We start from the raw sequence: 15,439 nt of genomic DNA on the forward strand, positions 1-15,439 counted from the left end.
GCTTCCGCTGAACGCGCATCACCTCGGGGCCGCCGTTGGAGCCGCGCACCCGGCCGCCCGGTGGCCGATTAGGTGATCGCCGCCGGGTGCCGTACGGTCGGTACTACCGACGCGGGGTGGAGCAGCTCGGTAGCTCGCTGGGCTCATAACCCAGAGGTCGCAGGTTCAAATCCTGTCCCCGCTACTTCCGACACCGGGGCCGACGCACACTGTGCGCCGGCCCCGGTGCTGTTCTCCCTCGGTCGCCTTCGGCGCGAGCCCCCGGTCAGCTCACCGTCGTGGTGCTGAGCGCCTGTGCGGTGGCCGGGTAGCAGGCGGTGGGCACGTCGACGGTGAAGAACGAGACGGGCACGGTCGCCGTGAAGGTCAGCCCCGGGTCCGTGTAGCTCGTACCGGCCACCGAGGTGCGGATGACGCTGCCGGAGGCCCCGGCGGCCAGGTTCAGGGTCAGCGCGGGGAGCGTGAAGGTGCCGCCGCCGTCGACCGACCCGTTCACCGTGAGCACGACGTTGCCGTTGTTCACCGCGACGCTCGCGCTGCCCGAGTAGCCGGAGCCGCCGGTCAGCGACTCGCCGGTCAGCGTGGCGTTCGCGGGGACCGGCACGGTGAGCACGATGTTGCTGATCGACTGGATGCTGTAACCACCCACCGTGGTGGGCACGGTGAGCGCGTCGGGGGCCAGGGTGACGGTGAACTGGCTGCCGGCCGTGACGGTGGCGGGCGCGGCGGCGTTGACACCGGCGTTGAGGTTGAAGGTCTGTGCCGACCCGATCGGCGGGGTCGCCTGGCAGGCCAGGACGACCGGGGTGTCCGCGGCCGCGGCGGTCGGCGCGAACAGCCCGACCGCGGCCACGCCGCCGGCGAGCACGACCGAGGCACGTCGCAGAGCAGAGGTCATTCCCATGAGGGTTCTCCCGCGAAGCCTGAGGTGGGGGGTGAGGGTGGGGCGCGCGAGCGTCGGGGCGTGGGGTACCTGAGCCGCCCGCCCACCCGGCGGCCCGGCGCAGGCCGGGCGAATTCAGCATGGGCGCGTCAGGGACCTCCAACAATCCTGCTGCGCAAGGCAGTTGCAGCACTTTCCGGCCATTCTCCGGCCGCGCCGCGCTCGGCCCTCATGGCTGGTCGGCGGCGGCCGACGCATGCGTGGCGAAGGCGGCGCCCGTCATCAGCGGACGGGCCGCTTCGGGCTTGACTGACTTTTCAGTCAATGAAAGTGTTGACGGCGAGCTCGACGTCGGCGCTACCCCTGACCGGAGAATCCCCGTGCCCTACCCTGATCTGTCCCGCCGCACCATCCTGCGCTCCCTCGGCGGCGCGGGCGTCCTCGCCCTCGGCCTGACCGCCTGTTCGGACCTCGACGAACCCGTCGAGGACGCCACGCAGGCCCCGCAGCCATCCGGGGCCCCACAGCCGTCCGGGTCCTCGGCGGCTCCCGGTGCGCGCCGCTTCGGCGCCGAATGGGAGAAGCACGTCCGCACCGTGATGTCCTGGCCCGCCTCGGAGAGCGTCTGGGGCGACCAGCTCCCCGACGTCCGGAGGGACATCGCCGGCCTGGCGCGGGCCATCGCCGCCCGCGAACCGGTCGTCCTGATGGCCCGCCCCGAGCAGAAGGACGCCGCGCAGAGCGCGTGCGGCTCCGCGGTCGAGGTCGTCCCCATCGCCGTCGACGACCTGTGGGCCCGCGACACCCTGCCGGTGTTCGTCGAGGAGGGCGGCAAGGTCAAGGGCGTCGACTTCAACTTCAACGGCTGGGGCGACAAGCAGCAGCACGCCAACGACGGTAAGATCGCCCGCACCGTCCTGGCCAAGTACGGCGTCGAACGCATCGAGACGAAGCTGGTCGCCGAGGGCGGCTCCTTCGAGACCGACGGCCAGGGCACCCTGCTGGTCACCGAGAGCTCCGTCGTCAACGGCAACCGCAACCCCGGCATGTCCCGCGACCAGGTCGAGGCCGAGCTCAAGAAGGCCCTCGGCGTCACCACCGTGATCTGGCTGGCCGGCGTCAGGGGCAAGGACATCACCGACGCCCACGTCGACTGCCTCACCCGCTTCGCCGCCCCCGGAGTCGTCCTGCTCGACCAGGCCTTCCCCGGTTCACCCGCCGACGTCTGGTCCCGCTCCGCCGACCAGGCCCGCGGCGTCTTCACGGACGCCGTCGACGCCCGCGGCAGGAAGCTCGACGTCATCGAACTCCAGCAGCCCGACCCTGACAAGATCACCGGCCGCGGCGACGCCTTCGTCTCCTCCTACATGAACTTCTACGTCGGCTCCAAGGGCGTCTACCTCCCGAAGTTCGGCGACGACCGCGCCGACGTCCGCGCCCAGCAGATCCTCAAGCAGCACTTCCCCGACCGCGAGATCGTCCCCGTCAAGATCGACAACATCGCCGCCGGAGGTGGCGGCATCCACTGCGCCACCCACGACATCCCGGCCGTCGGGTGAACGCGCGGTTCGCCTGACACCCGCCGGGGCGTGCGGTCTCCTCGAAGCTCCACAGAAATCGAACCGTTGATGACTTCAGGCAGCACGGGCCCCTGCCGAGAGTTCAGCAGGGGCCCACGGTGCAGAGAGCTGTGGACGGCCGGGGCCTGCCCTCGACAAGTGGCAGGCCGTCGGCATCAGCTATCGTCTGCCGCCGGTCCGACGGCCCGGCCTCACCTCAGGTGTCGGGTGAAGAACTGGGCCGCGGCGTCCCCGGCGAACTGCGGGACGCCGGTGTGCCCGCCCATGTTGGCGTGCAGGGACTTCTCCTTCGAGCCGAAGGCGTCGAACAGGTCCAGGGCCGCCTGCCGGTCGTTCCCCTCGTCGTCCCACTGCAGCAGGACATGCAGCGGAATGGTGACCTGCCGGGCCTCCTCGAACATGGAGCGAGGCACGAAACTGCCGGCGAACAGAACGGCGGCCGAGATGCGCGGCTCGACCACCGCCAGCCGGATCCCGATGGAGATCACTCCCCCCGAGTACGCGACCGGGCCGCCGATCTCGGGCAGCGCGAGGAGGGCGTCCAGGGCGGCCCGCCATTCCGGGACCGCCTTGTCGACCAGCGGGAGGATGAGGGCGTCGACGATCTCGTCGCTGACCGGCTCGCCGGCCTCCAGCGCCCGGCGCAGGTCGGCGCGGGCCTGCTCCACGGCGGGCCAACGAGGCCGGTCGCCGCTTCCCGGGAGCTCGATGGTCGCCGTGGCGAAGCCGTCCGCCGCGGCGTGCCGGGCCCGGGCCACCAGTCGGGGGTACATCCTGCGCAGTCCGAGGGGAGGGTGGCCGAGCAGGATCAGCGGCGCCGGTGCGGATGCGGCTCCGGGCGTCCACAGGATGCCGGGGATCTCGCCGAGGGTGAACTCGCGCTCGAGGACACCGTCGTCGAGGCGCTGTTCAGAAGTGAAGTGCATGGTCGTGCCTTTCGGGAGGGCTCGGATACGGCGCTCCCGGACGACCTATCGCCCGACCGTGACCCCGGAGGAGAGCACCCATGTGAATACTGCGTTCACGGGTACCACCTCCTCGTTCTCTCGCACGGCCTCCGGAAACATAGCAGCGGTCGCCTCGTCCGCCAAACGGGTTTTTACGGAGTCTCCGCGACGGCGGGGTGCACCGGCGCCGGCGGCGGCCTGCCCCGGACCTCGGGCAGGTGGAGGATCGGTCAGCAGCGGCACCGCACGACGGCCGGAAGCGCCTCCAACTCCACCTCGATCGCCTCCCGGAGCAAGCGTCGCGCGTGCTCCAGCGGCATCGAACCGGTCAGCCAGCGGGCGCTGAGGCCCTCGATCAGGACGGTGAGGCGTTCGGCGGAGGCCGTGTGGGCCGGCGCCGTGGCCTCGGGGCGGGCGCGGCCGAGCAGGTCCGCGACGTCGTGCACCCAGGCGTGGGTGGCCCGTGCCAGTTCCTCCCGGAGATCGGGCTCGAAGACCGCGCTGGCCCTCAACTCCCCCCAGGCCGTGCTGTTCTCCCGCACGTCCGGGGTGTCCTGGAGTTCCAGGAGCAGGACCTGTTCGAGATCACGCCGGGGATCGTCCGAGTACCCCGCCGAGTCCCCCTCCGCGGTGTAGCGGTCCGCCCGGTCGCTGATGAACTCCAGGGTCTTGCGGAGCAGCCCGGCCCGGTCGGTGAAGTGGTAGTACAGCAGCGAGGTGGACACCCCCGCCTCGGCGGCCAGTTCGCCCACGCGCAGCCCGCGCACACCACGCCGCGCGATGACGCGGGTGGCGGCGATGAGTATCTCTGTTCGACGATCCGACACAAGCGATCACCCTACCCGGCCGGGGCCTCGCGCGGAGGAATTCCTGATCAAAATTTCAGGGCCCAACTCCCGTACGGCCAGGCGGGTGACCCCAGCCCGGGGCTCACGGCGGACTCACGGCAAGCTCGTGGCGGGCTCACGACAGGCCGGTGCGGCAAGGAAAACCGCGATACCGTACGTATCGGGTATTGACTGAATTTTTAGTTGCAGCCAAGATGTGCGTCACCCCACACCTCCCGCCCCCAAGGGAGTCCTCTTGGACACGCCCGTTCCCACCCGCCGCAGCCTGCTCGGATTCGGCGCTGCCGCGGATGCCCGCGGAGACCGATCTGCACACCCTCACCTTCATGGCCTGGCCCGCCCTGTCCTCAACGGCGCCGTCCTCGTACCGCAGTTCGGCGACGGCTACGCGGACGGGGTCGCCTACGCGGTCCTCCAGGCCAAGTACCCCGACCGCACCGTGGTCCAGCTCGACATCGACAACATCGCGAGCGGCGGCGGCATCCACTGCTCCACCCAGTCGCAGCCCGCCGCACCGCCCGCCGGCTGAGCGCGGCCGAGCCCCCGCCGACCACCTCGGTCGGCCACTCTCGACCCCATCCTGACTGAAAATTAGAACAAGAGAGAAGGATCCGTCATGACGTTCCAGATGCCGGCCGAGTGGACCCCCCACGACGGGTGCCTGATGGCCTGGCCGACCAGGTCGGACCTCTGGGGGGAGACCTTCGAGGAGGCCAAGCGGGAGTACGCCCAGGTCGCCCGGGCGATCGCCGAGTTCGAGCCGGTCACGATGGTCGCGCTGCCGGGCCGGGGCGCCGAGGCGCAGGAGCTGTGCGGGGAGGGCGTCGAGGTCGTGGAACTCCCCATCGACGACTCGTGGTTCCGCGACTCCGGGCCGATCTTCGTCCTCGGCGAGGACGGCCGGCGGGCCGGTGTGGACTTCCGCTTCAACGCCTGGGGCGGCAAGCACCACCCGTACGACACCGACGACCTGATCGCCGGGCGGCTGCTGGAGCGCCTGGGCGTCGAGCGCGTCGACTCCCGGATGATCCTCGAAGGCGGGGCGATCACGGTCGACGGCGAGGGCACGCTGATCACCACCGAGCAGTGCCTGCTCAACCCGAACCGCAACCCGGGGATGAGCAAGGAGGAGATCGAGGCCGAACTGATCGCGAAGCTCGGCGTCAGCACGATCATCTGGCTCCCGTACGGCGGTCTGCTGGACACCGAGACCGACGGCCACGTGGACGGCGTCTGCGCGTTCGTCGCCCCCGGCAAGGTGATCGTCCAGCTGCCCGCCGACCCCGACCACCCCGACCACGAGCGCATGCGCGCCAACCACGCCGTCCTGACGGCCGCCACCGACGCCCGGGGCCGCAAGCTGGAGATCCTCGAAGTCCCGCAGAGCGCCTTCGTCGAGGTCAACGGCACCGACGTCGAGGTCGGCTACCTCAACTTCTACATCGCCAACGGCGGCGTCGTCGTCCCGGTCGCCGACGTCCCGGAGGACGAGGGGGCCCTCGCCGCCATCGCGGCCGCCCTGCCCGGCCGCAAGGTCGTCGGGGTCCGCTCCCGGGTGATCGCCTACGGCGGCGGCGGTGTCCACTGCATCACCCAGCAGGTGCCCACCGCCTGAGCCGCCCGCCCGCCGGCCCAGCCACCCGCCCGTCGCCCCACCCCTCGCCCCGCCCGTCGCCCCACCCCTCGCCCCGCCCCTCGCCGCGGGCCGGGCAGCGAACCCCCGCTGCCGGGGCCGCCCCTCCCCCCGCCCGCCGGACCCCCGTTGAGCCTGGAAGAAAGAACCCTCGATGCCACGAAACCAGCGCCCGGAGCACAGATCCCCGCACCGCCGCCACGCCCTGCCGGCCGCCGCCCTGGCAGCCTTCGCCCTGGTCGCCGCCTGCGCCGGGCCGCCGAAGACCGGTGACGGAGGCAGCGGCGACCAGGCGTACAAGCTGTCCGCCGACACCCCGGCCGCCAAGGGCCGGCTCGACTCGTTCAGCTGGGCCGTGTACGCCGAGCCGCCGACCCTCGACTACATCTCGGCGTTCGACTACCCGCAGAACACCATCCTGTCCAACGTGTGCGAGAGCCTGATGCGGTGGACCCCGCAGCTGACACTGGCCCCCGGGCTCGCGGCGAAGACCACCAGCCCCGACCCCACCACCTGGGTCTACGACCTGCGGCCCGACGTGCACTTCCACGACGGCGGCGTGATGACCGCCGACGACGTGGTGTACAGCCTCGGCCGGCAGATGAACCCCGACAACGCGGCGGCCTGGGCCCAGCAGTTCCAGAACGTCAGCACCGTCACCAAGAGCGGCCCGCTCCAGGTCACCGTCAAACTCAAGCAGCCCGACTCGCAGTTCAACCAGTACATGGCCACGGCCGCGGGCGTCGTCGCGTCCAAGGCCGGCATCGAGGCGGCCGGCAAGGACTACGGCACCTCCGGCAGCCTGGACTGCACCGGCCCCTACCAGCTCGGCTCCTGGAACAAGGGCCAGTCCATCCAGCTGCGGCGCTTCGACGCCTACTGGGGCGCCAAGGCCAAGTCCGCGAAGGTCGACTTCCGCTTCCTGACCGACCCCTCGGCGCGCGTCAACGCCATGATCAGCGGTGAGGCGGACGGCGGCTACCTGATCCCGACCGAGAGCTACGACCGCCTGAGCAGGAGCGGCGCGGGCACCCTCTACTTCGGCGAGGGCCTCAGCACGGTCAACGTCAACGTCACCGACATGAAGGGCGTGCTCGGCGACGTCCGCGTCCGCAAGGCGCTGTCGCTGGCCCTCGACCGCTCCGGCTTCGTGCGCACCGGGCTCGCCGGCGCCGGCAGCGCCACCGGCTCCCTCACCTCCCGCGCGGCCTGGGCCGCGGCGCCGCCGGACGTCAGGAAGGAGGCGTTCGAGGGGCTCACCCCGACCGCCCCGGACATCGACCGGGCCAAGGCCCTGGTCAAGGAGGCCGGCGCCACCGGAAAGACCGTCACGGTCGCGACCAGCTCCATCGGCCAGGACGTCTCGCTGCTGGCCACCGCCGTCCAGTCGGCCGGCGCCAGGATCGGTCTCGACGTCCAGCTCAAGACGATCGCGCCCAACGCGTTCACCGCGCTGTTCACGGACGCGAAGGCGCGCGAGGGCATCGACCTGTTCCCGGAGACGTACTACGACTCCATCACCGACCCGCTGGACCTGCTGGCCAACTTCAAGACCGGCGCCTACCAGAACTTCGCCGGCCACAGCGACCAGGCCTACGACGACCTGGTCGACAAGGCGACCGCCGCCGCCGACCCGGCGGAGCGCTTCACCCTCGAAGCGCAGCTCCAGAAGACCGCGTCCGACCAGCTGCTGTGGATCCCGGTCGCCGAGTGGCCCACCGCCGTGTTCCTCAACAAGAGGATCACCGGCGCCCCGACCACCATCTCCTACATGTACTACCCGTGGGCGGCCGACGTGGGATCGGCCCAGTGACGTCTCCCGGATCCACCGTGCGGCGGCCGGTACTCCCGGCCGCCGCCCCGCCCCCGGACGTGAGGGCCTCCACGTGAGCTTCCTGCGCTTCACCGCACGACGGCTGGCCGAGATGGCGGCCACCCTCCTCGGCGCCTCCTTCGTGATCTTCGGCGCGATGTACCTGGCGCCGGGCAACCCGGCCAGCTTCCTGCTCTCGGGCCGCTCCGCCTCCCCCGAGGCACTCAAGGCGATCAACGACCAGTACCACCTGGACGAACCGTTCCTGCTGCAGTACCTGCGCTGGCTCGGCCAGATCGTCCACGGCGACTTCGGCCGCTCCATCACCTACCGCACCGACGTGTCGCGGCTGCTGGCCGACCGGCTGCCCGCCACCCTCCTGCTCGTCACCATGGCCCTGCTCCTGGTCGTCGCCGTCGGACTGCTGCTCGGCTGGATCGGGGCCGTCCGCGGCGGCGCCGTGGACTCGACCGTCCTGGTCGCCACCACCGTGGCCGTCGGCACCCCGTCCTTCGTCGCGGCCGTCCTGTTGCAGGGCCTGTTCGCGGTGAAGCTGGGCTGGTTCCCGACCGGCGGCACCGGCGACGGACCCGGCCAGATGCTGTGGCACCTGGCCCTGCCCGCCGTCGCGCTGGCGCTCTACCTGATCGGCATGCTCGCCCGGGTCACCCGGGCCGCGATGCAGGAGGTCCTCGGCCAGGAGCACGTCACCGTGGCCCGCAGCCGGGGCGTCGCCGAGCACGAGGTGATCCGCCGGCACGTGTTCCGCAACGCCCTGGGCACCGTCCTGACCACGGGAGGCCTGATCGTCTCCACCCTGCTGGTGTGCACCGTCCTGGTCGAGTCCGCGTTCAGCGTCGGCGGCATCGGCCAGCTCCTCGAACTGTCCACCACCACCAAGGACTTCCCCACCGTGCAGGCGATCTCCCTGCTCATGGTGGGGCTGTTCATGGCGGTGAACCTCGTCGTCGACCTGCTGCACCCGCTGGTCGACCCCAGGGTCACCCTCGCGCCGAAGAGGTCCGCCGCATGAGCACCACCGTCCTGCGCCGCCCCGGCCTCGTCCGCCTGCGCACCGCCCGAGCACCCCTGTACCACCTCTGCCTCGGCCTCGTCGCCGTGGTCGTCCTGGTCGCCGTGCTCGCCTCCTGGCTCGCCCCGTACGACCCGAACGCCGTCGACCTGGGCAACGCCCTCGCCGGCCCCTCCGGCGACCACCTGCTCGGCGTCGACGCCGCCGGCCGGGACACCCTGTCCCGGCTGATGCTCGGCGCCCGCACCTCGCTGCTCGGCCCGCTCGGAGTGGTCGCCTTCTCCACCCTGGCCGGCGTCGCCATCGGCGTCACCGCGGCCTGGCGGGGCGGCTGGCTCGACTCCGTCCTGTCCCGCTCCACCGAACTGGTCTTCGCCTTCCCCGGCATGCTGCTGGCGATCCTGATCGTCGCGGTCTACGGCGAGGGGCTGATCGCCCCGGTGATCGCCCTCGCCATCGCCTACCTGCCCTACGTCAGCCGCCTCAGCCGCTCACTCGTCCTCGCCGAACGCTCCCGCCCCTACGTCGAGGCCCACCGCGTCCAAGGCCATTCCGGGCTCCAGATCTGCCTGCGCCACATCATCCCCGGCATCGCCCCCGTCGTCCTCGCCCAGTCCACCATCAACTTCGGCTACGCCCTGATCGACCTCGCCGGCCTCTCCTTCCTCGGACTCGGCGTCCCGGCGCTCACCCCCGACTGGGGCCGCATGGTCTTCGACGGCCAGACCGCCATCCAGCACGGCTACCCGCTGTCGGCGATCCTGCCGTGCGTCGCCATCGTGCTGACCGTCGTCGCCTTCAACGTCGTCGGCGAACGCTGGGCCGACCAGGTCGCCAGGAGGGACCGTTGAACGTCCTCGACATCCAAGGCCTGCGGCTGCGCCTGCCCGGCACGGCCCGGCCCGTCCTCGACGGCGTCGACCTCACCGTCGACGCCCGCGAGACCGTCGCCCTCGTCGGCGAATCCGGCTCCGGCAAGAGCCTCACCTCCCGCAGCGTCCTCGGGCTGCTGCCGCGCGGCGCCACCACCGAGGGCGTCGTGCGCGTCAACGGCGACGACGTCCTCACCATGAGCCCGGAGCAACTGCGCCGCCTGCGCACCGACACCGCGGCCATGGTCTTCCAGGACCCGCGCGCCTCCGTCAACCCGCTCCGGCGCATCGGCGACTTCCTCACCGAGACCAGCCGCCGGGGCCCCGGCGGGGCCGACGCCGCCGCCGGACGGGCCGCGGAGATGCTGGCCGCCGTCGGGCTCCCGGAGACCACGCTCGGCAGGTACCCGGGGCAGTTGTCCGGCGGCATGCTGCAACGCGTCATGATCGCGGGGGCGCTGATGGGCGGCCCCGCCCTGATCCTCGCCGACGAGGCCACCACCGCGCTGGACGTCACCACCCAGGCCGAGGTCGTCGCCCTCCTCGGCGACCTGCGCGAACGCTTCGGCACCGCACTGGTCTTCGTCACCCACGACCTCGGACTCGCCGCCGCCATCAGCGACCGCGTCTACGTCATGTACGCGGGACGGATCGCCGAAACCGGGCCCGCCGAGGCCCTGTTCGAGCGGCCGCGCCACCCCTACACGGCCGCGCTGCTCGCCTCCACCCCCCGCCTGGACACCCCCCGGGGCCGGCTGGCCGCCATCGGCGGCAGGCCACCGAGCCTGCGCGAGGACCTGACGGGCTGCCCCTTCGCCGCCCGCTGCCCGCTCGCGACCGAGGTGTGCACCGAGCGGGCGCCGGCCCTGCTGCCGCTCGCCGACGAGCCGGCCCGGCGGGCCGCCTGCCACCACGGCGACCGCGTCGCGGAGGTGACCGCCGATGCCTAGGAGCACTGCCGGTAGCGGCACCACGACCAGCCCCGCCACGACGAGCCCCGGAGGAGAACCAGCGATGCCGAAGACCGTCCTGGAGGCCGTCGGCCTGCACCGCGCGTACGGGAGCGTCCAGGCGGTCGACAACGTCTCCTTCACCCTGGCCGAAGGCGGATCGCTGGGCATCGTCGGCGAGTCGGGGTCGGGCAAGACCACCACCGCCCGGATCGTCGTCGGGCTCGAACGGGCGGACTCCGGACGCGTCCTGGTGCACGGCCGGGACCGCACCGAGCACCGGCGCGGCCGGGCCCACCGGCTGGCCCGCGCCCGCGAGGTCCAGATGGTCTTCCAGGACCCGTACCTGTCCCTCGACGCCCGCACCAGCGTCGGCACCGCGCTGCGCGAAACGCTCAGGCTGCACTTCCCCGACGCGGACCACCCCCGCCGGATCGCCGAACTCCTCGACCAGGTCGGCCTCGGCGAGCGCGAGGCCGAGGCCCTGCCCCGCCAGCTCTCCGGCGGCCAGCGCCAGCGCGTCGCCATCGCCCGCGCGCTGGCCGTCGAGCCCGCCGTCCTCGTCCTCGACGAGGCGGTGGCCGCCCTCGACGTCTCGGTGCAGGCGCAGATCCTCAACCTGCTCGCCGACATCCGCGAACAGACCGGCATCGGCTACCTGTTCATCACCCACGACCTGGGCGTCGTCCGGTGCGTCACGGACGAGGTGGTCGTGATGCGGCACGGCCGGATCGTCGAGTCCGGCCCCACCACCGAGGTCCTCGCCCGCCCCCGGCACGCCTACACCCGGCTGCTGCTCGACTCCGTGCCCAGGCCGGGCTGGGACCCGCGGTCCATCGCGGCCGCCCGCCGGGCCCTGTAGCCGGCCCCCCGGACTGCCGCGCCCTCCGGACTGCCGGGCCCTCCGGACTGCCGGGGTCCCGCGGGGTCGGCGGACTCCACGGGGCCCCGGTGTCGTTCGGCCGACGGGCGGACGACACCGGGTCCTATGCCGTCCCGGCGTCGGCCGGGGCCTGTGCCGTCCCGGACGGTGCTCCGGCGAGCGCGCGCACCAGCGTCCCCAGCACCGTCGCCGCGTCCACGTTCGAGTCGAGGGACTGGATGGCCGCGAGGCCGTCCACCGCCGCCGCGACCGCCTCGCCCAGGGGTCGCGGGTCGATGCCGCCGCCCCGCTCGTCGGCGAGCACCTGGAAGAGCCGGACGAAGCACGACCGCCAGCGCAGGTACTCCTGCTCCAGACTCCCCCGGACGCGTTCGTCGTTGAGGGCGTGCCAGTGCAGGGCCGCGTGCAGGTGCGACAGGTCCGGGCTCTCGCCCCGGGTCAGCAGGCCGATCACGCGCTCGGCCCGCTCGGCGAAGTCGCCGGGGCCGTCCACCGCTTCCTCCAGCGGGGAGATCCACTCCGGCCGGATGTCCTCGATCACCGCCACGATCAGATCGGTGCGGTCGCGGAAGTGGTAGTGGCACATCCCGTGCGAAACGCCGCACAGCGCGGCGACGTTGCGCGTGGTGAAGCGCCCGGCGCTCTCGCCGGCCAGCAGGGTCCGGGCGGCGGAGACGAGCCGTGACCGGGTCTGCTCCCCCTTGGCCGACGAGCGCGTGCGCCCCTGCGGAACCACGGGGGCCGCCTGAACCTGTTCCTTCTCGCCTGTCGCCATGGCGCAACTCTAGGGCGTGTCCGACCCACGCCCCCGCTCCAGAAATCCTCGTCCGATGATGCGCAGATAATTGACCGAGCGCTCGGTTAGTTCTACCTTTCGAGTCAATCCCGTTGCCGAGACGGGCAGTTGACCGGAGGACCCGATGAACGATCACGTCCCGAGCAGACCCGGCCTGGACAGGCCCGGCCTGGACAGGCCCGGCCTGGGCAGACGACAGTTCCTCACCGCGGCCGGCCTCACCGCCGCCGGCCTGGCCGTGACGTCGGCGGCAGGCTCAGCCGCCGCGGCGGCCGGCCTCCGCAGCTCCCGCAGCGAGGACACCGCACTGGCGGGTGCGTTCGCCGTCCCGATCGACGGCGCGCGGCACACCCGGACCTGGATGGCCTGGCCCGACAGCACCGCGATCTGGCGCAGCCAGCTCGGCGGCGTCCAGTCGAACATCGCGCTGATCGCCAGGACCATCGCCAAGTACGAGCCGGTCATCATGTGCGCCAACCCCGCGAGCGCCGCCAAGGCCCGCTCCCTGTGCGGCTCGTCGGTCACCGTGATCACCACCATCCCCGTCGACGACTGCTGGATGCGCGACACCGGCCCGGTCTTCCGCACCGACGGGCCGGGAGCCCTCGACGCCGTCGGCCTCAACTTCAACGGCTGGGGAAACCGGCAGACCCACGCCAACGACGCGCTGGTCGCCCGGCGCATCGCCGCCTACGTCGGGGTGCCGTTCACCGCCGCCGGCCTGATCGCCGAAGGCGGCGCCATCGAACAGGACGGCGCCGGCACCCTGATGGCCACCCGCAGCAGCATCGTCAACGACAACCGCAACCCCGGGATGAGCCAGGCGCAGATCGAGACCGCGATGTGCCAGGCCTACGGCGCGTCCAAGGTCATCTGGTTCACCGGCATCAGGAACCAGGACATCACCGACGACCACGTCGACGCCACCTCGCGCTTCCTCGCCCCCGGCGCCGGGCTGGTCCAGCTGCCGCTGGCGACCGACACCGACGCGTGGGCCAGCGACGCGCGCGAGCAGTACCAGATCCTGTCCGCCGCCACGACGGCCGCAGGCGGTCCGACCGCGGTGACCAGACTCCAGGGCCCGGACTACTACAGGATCCGCTCCACCAACCAGAACTTCGTCGCCTCCTACGCCAACTACTACGCGTGCAACGGCGCCGTGATCTCCGCCCAGTTCGGAGACGGCACGGCCGACGCCGCCGCCCGGGCGACCCTGGCCCGGCTCTTCCCCGGACGCACCGTCGAGCAGCTCGACATCGACTCCCTCGGCGCCGGCGGCGGCGGCATCCACTGCGTCACCCAGCAACAGCCCGCCGTCTGACACCCGGCGGAGCGGCGCGCACACCGGCACGGCCCACCGGCCACGCGCAGGCGTGCGCGCCGAACCCCCCGCAACTGCCCCGGGCGTCCGGCCGGCACGCCCGAACACCTCGTCCACCGCGACATCGTCAGCGCCCTGCCCACCCTGGACACCAGGATCACCCCCGCCCCGACCGACCCCGGCTTCCCCAGCATGCGCGGACGGAGTTTTGAACGATCAGTGCAGGACCCGGCCGGCGGGGGTGCGCCGGAAGAGGTTGTTCACCCTCCACGAACGGGACCGGGCCGGCCGGTCGGGAGGCCCGGGGGAATCTCCCCCGGGCTCCCACAGAGTGACGTCAGGTCGCTCCTCCGCGGCGTCCCCGGCCCGGTCGTCCGGCCGGTGATGCCGGTTCGCGTCAGAGCAGCCGCGCTCCCGGCTTGACCTCCCGGTCCGGGGCGATCAGGACCACGTCGCCGCCGCCCTCGCCCGGCACTCCGAGGACGAGGACCTCGGACATGAAGTCCGCGACCTGCCGGGGCGGGAGGTTCACCACGGCCATCACCAGGCGACCTTCGAGGTCATCGAGCGCGTACAGGTCGGTGATCTGGGCGCTGGACTTCCGAACGCCCAGATCGCCGAAGTCGATCCACAGCTTGTACGCGGGCCGGCGGGCGCGCGGGAACGCCTCGGCGCGGACGATCCGGCCCGCACGGATGTCGACGTCCAGGAAGTCGGTGATCGTGATCCCGTCCGCCGCCATCAGACCATCACCGAGGGAAGCAACCCGACCGACATCGGCAGGGCGGAGTGGCAGGCGAGGGAGTCGTGCGTGTGGGAGATGTGACCCTCCAGGGCGGGCTTCCGCGTGAAGAAGATCAGCATATCCCTGGTGGAGGTCTGCTGCGGGTCGGCGGCGACCACCGGGGAGAGGCTGTGCTTCCGCTCGTGGTCGACGACCAGCATGGTGTCGAGGAAGTGGCGGTGCTGGTACTGGCCCACGACGAGCTCCGGCTCAACCTCGTCCCAGCGGACCGCGTTGATCTGCCGCATGTCGTGGAGGAAGGTGATGGCGCTGTCGGCGGTCATGTTCTCACTGCCGAGCAGGGTGGTCATGGTGTGGTCCACGCCGTCGCTGTGCACCCCTTCGAGGGCGGGCTCGCCGACGAGTTCGGGCGTGGTGACGGTCCGCAGGTTGAACAGGGTGCACACCCAGCCGGGGTAGTCGTAGTCCAGCTTCGGGCGGTGCGCGATCTCCACGTCCTGGACCATGAACGCCTTGAACAGGAGCAGCCCCTGGAAGGCCCGGTTCAGCTGGAGGTCGTCACCGACCTCCGCGAACTCACGCTTCTGTCCGGAGTCATGGCGTACGAAGTCCTCGTCCGCCGAGAGCGCGAACGGCTGGAATTCGCCCCGGTCGATCGTCCCGTTCTTCACGTCGAAGTGGAAGCGGCCGTTCTTCGACTGGCGGAAGGGGAGGGTGGGGTCGTCCGGCAGGTCGTCACTCACCCGCTGGAGCTGGGCCAGGTCAGCGTCGGTGGCGCCGAGCCCCTTCAGTAAGCCGGCCATGCGCTCTCCAGGGACGAAAGCCGAACGCTGCTCGACATACTCCTTCTTGATCCGGGTCAACTCGGATATGACCTGGTCGAGGTCGTTGGTGTTCATAGAATGAATACTCCGTTCCGGTTCAGGGGACGACTCCCCGCAGGCTCTCGTGTCATCGGTGACGTCCGCCCTGGGGCGGAACCGATCGCCTCCGACGAGAAAAACCTACGAGCAGCTGATCAATGATCAGTCAACGATGGATCTACGTGCGCGTCATGGCTGATTCAAGGTCTTGACGGCTCCACGAACCCGCAGATCACAGTCAAGTGACGGCCAGTCATACACATGAACTCCTG

At 71.5% G+C, this 15,439-nt stretch carries 15 protein-coding genes and 1 tRNA gene; 10 read left to right on the plus strand and 6 right to left on the minus strand.

What is annotated here, in order from left to right:
- Window positions 1-110 precede the first annotated feature (110 nt).
- Window positions 111-184, plus strand: a tRNA-Met gene (locus ACIP37_RS13390).
- A gap of 81 nt (window positions 185-265) precedes the next feature.
- Here ACIP37_RS13390 and ACIP37_RS13395 read toward each other — a convergent pair.
- The gene (locus ACIP37_RS13395; protein ID WP_350878819.1) at window positions 266-898 is read right to left on the minus strand and encodes a cyclase; all 633 of its coding nucleotides are present in this window, start codon (window positions 896-898) and stop codon (window positions 266-268) included.
- A gap of 365 nt (window positions 899-1,263) precedes the next feature.
- On the opposite strand from ACIP37_RS13395, the gene ACIP37_RS13400 reads away from it, so the two are divergent.
- Window positions 1,264-2,442 (plus strand): agmatine/peptidylarginine deiminase, encoded by a 1,179-nt coding sequence (locus tag ACIP37_RS13400; protein WP_400806946.1) that lies wholly within the window; start codon window positions 1,264-1,266, stop codon window positions 2,440-2,442.
- A gap of 212 nt (window positions 2,443-2,654) precedes the next feature.
- Here the strand turns inward: ACIP37_RS13400 and ACIP37_RS13405 are convergent, their stop codons facing one another.
- Both ACIP37_RS13405 and ACIP37_RS13410 read right to left on the minus strand, forming a co-directional pair.
- Window positions 2,655-3,389, minus strand: a complete 735-nt coding sequence (locus ACIP37_RS13405; RefSeq protein ID WP_363585519.1) for an alpha/beta hydrolase — start codon at window positions 3,387-3,389, stop codon at window positions 2,655-2,657.
- A gap of 251 nt (window positions 3,390-3,640) precedes the next feature.
- The gene (locus ACIP37_RS13410; protein ID WP_063352386.1) at window positions 3,641-4,237 is read right to left on the minus strand and encodes a TetR/AcrR family transcriptional regulator; all 597 of its coding nucleotides are present in this window, start codon (window positions 4,235-4,237) and stop codon (window positions 3,641-3,643) included.
- A 256-nt stretch (window positions 4,238-4,493) separates the two neighbouring features.
- On the opposite strand from ACIP37_RS13410, the gene ACIP37_RS13415 reads away from it, so the two are divergent.
- From ACIP37_RS13415 to ACIP37_RS13445, 7 genes are all read left to right on the plus strand, one after another.
- Complete coding sequence (locus ACIP37_RS13415) at window positions 4,494-4,787, plus strand: agmatine deiminase family protein (RefSeq protein WP_363585518.1); 294 nt, start codon at window positions 4,494-4,496, stop codon at window positions 4,785-4,787.
- A gap of 87 nt (window positions 4,788-4,874) precedes the next feature.
- Window positions 4,875-5,873, plus strand: a complete 999-nt coding sequence (locus ACIP37_RS13420) for an agmatine deiminase family protein (RefSeq protein ID WP_363585517.1) — start codon at window positions 4,875-4,877, stop codon at window positions 5,871-5,873.
- A 172-nt stretch (window positions 5,874-6,045) separates the two neighbouring features.
- Entirely contained in the window at window positions 6,046-7,704 is a 1,659-nt protein-coding gene (locus tag ACIP37_RS13425; protein ID WP_400806941.1) for an ABC transporter substrate-binding protein, read from the plus strand.
- A gap of 73 nt (window positions 7,705-7,777) precedes the next feature.
- Complete coding sequence (locus tag ACIP37_RS13430) at window positions 7,778-8,737, plus strand: ABC transporter permease (protein WP_363624274.1); 960 nt, start codon at window positions 7,778-7,780, stop codon at window positions 8,735-8,737.
- Complete coding sequence (locus ACIP37_RS13435; protein WP_400806938.1) at window positions 8,734-9,588, plus strand: ABC transporter permease; 855 nt, start codon at window positions 8,734-8,736, stop codon at window positions 9,586-9,588. The genes ACIP37_RS13430 and ACIP37_RS13435 overlap by 4 nt, the downstream gene beginning before the upstream one ends.
- The gene (locus ACIP37_RS13440) at window positions 9,585-10,559 is read left to right on the plus strand and encodes an ABC transporter ATP-binding protein (protein WP_400806935.1); all 975 of its coding nucleotides are present in this window, start codon (window positions 9,585-9,587) and stop codon (window positions 10,557-10,559) included. Before ACIP37_RS13435 ends, ACIP37_RS13440 begins: the two co-directional genes overlap by 4 nt.
- 64 nt (window positions 10,560-10,623) lie before the next feature.
- Window positions 10,624-11,421 (plus strand): ABC transporter ATP-binding protein, encoded by a 798-nt coding sequence (locus ACIP37_RS13445; protein WP_400806932.1) that lies wholly within the window; start codon window positions 10,624-10,626, stop codon window positions 11,419-11,421.
- Window positions 11,422-11,545: 124 nt separating this feature from the next.
- Here ACIP37_RS13445 and ACIP37_RS13450 read toward each other — a convergent pair whose 3' ends face one another.
- Window positions 11,546-12,217 carry a TetR/AcrR family transcriptional regulator gene (locus ACIP37_RS13450; protein WP_363585511.1) on the minus strand — a complete coding sequence of 224 codons (672 nt, stop codon included), beginning with the start codon at window positions 12,215-12,217 and terminating at the stop codon, window positions 11,546-11,548.
- A gap of 145 nt (window positions 12,218-12,362) precedes the next feature.
- Here ACIP37_RS13450 and ACIP37_RS13455 point away from each other — a divergent pair, with 145 nt between their 5' ends.
- Complete coding sequence (locus ACIP37_RS13455; RefSeq protein ID WP_400806929.1) at window positions 12,363-13,559, plus strand: agmatine/peptidylarginine deiminase; 1,197 nt, start codon at window positions 12,363-12,365, stop codon at window positions 13,557-13,559.
- Window positions 13,560-13,956: 397 nt separating this feature from the next.
- Here the strand turns inward: ACIP37_RS13455 and ACIP37_RS13460 are convergent, their stop codons facing one another.
- Window positions 13,957-14,301 (minus strand): tRNA-binding protein, encoded by a 345-nt coding sequence (locus ACIP37_RS13460; RefSeq protein ID WP_400806927.1) that lies wholly within the window; start codon window positions 14,299-14,301, stop codon window positions 13,957-13,959.
- On the minus strand, window positions 14,301-15,203 hold the full coding sequence (locus tag ACIP37_RS13465) for a 2OG-Fe dioxygenase family protein (protein ID WP_363585508.1): 903 nt from the start codon (window positions 15,201-15,203) through the stop codon (window positions 14,301-14,303). Before ACIP37_RS13465 ends, ACIP37_RS13460 begins: the two co-directional genes overlap by 1 nt.
- Between the last annotated feature and the right edge of the window lie 236 nt (window positions 15,204-15,439).

Source organism: Kitasatospora sp. NPDC088861, from assembly GCF_044750105.1.
Lineage (GTDB): Bacteria > Actinomycetota > Actinomycetes > Streptomycetales > Streptomycetaceae > Kitasatospora.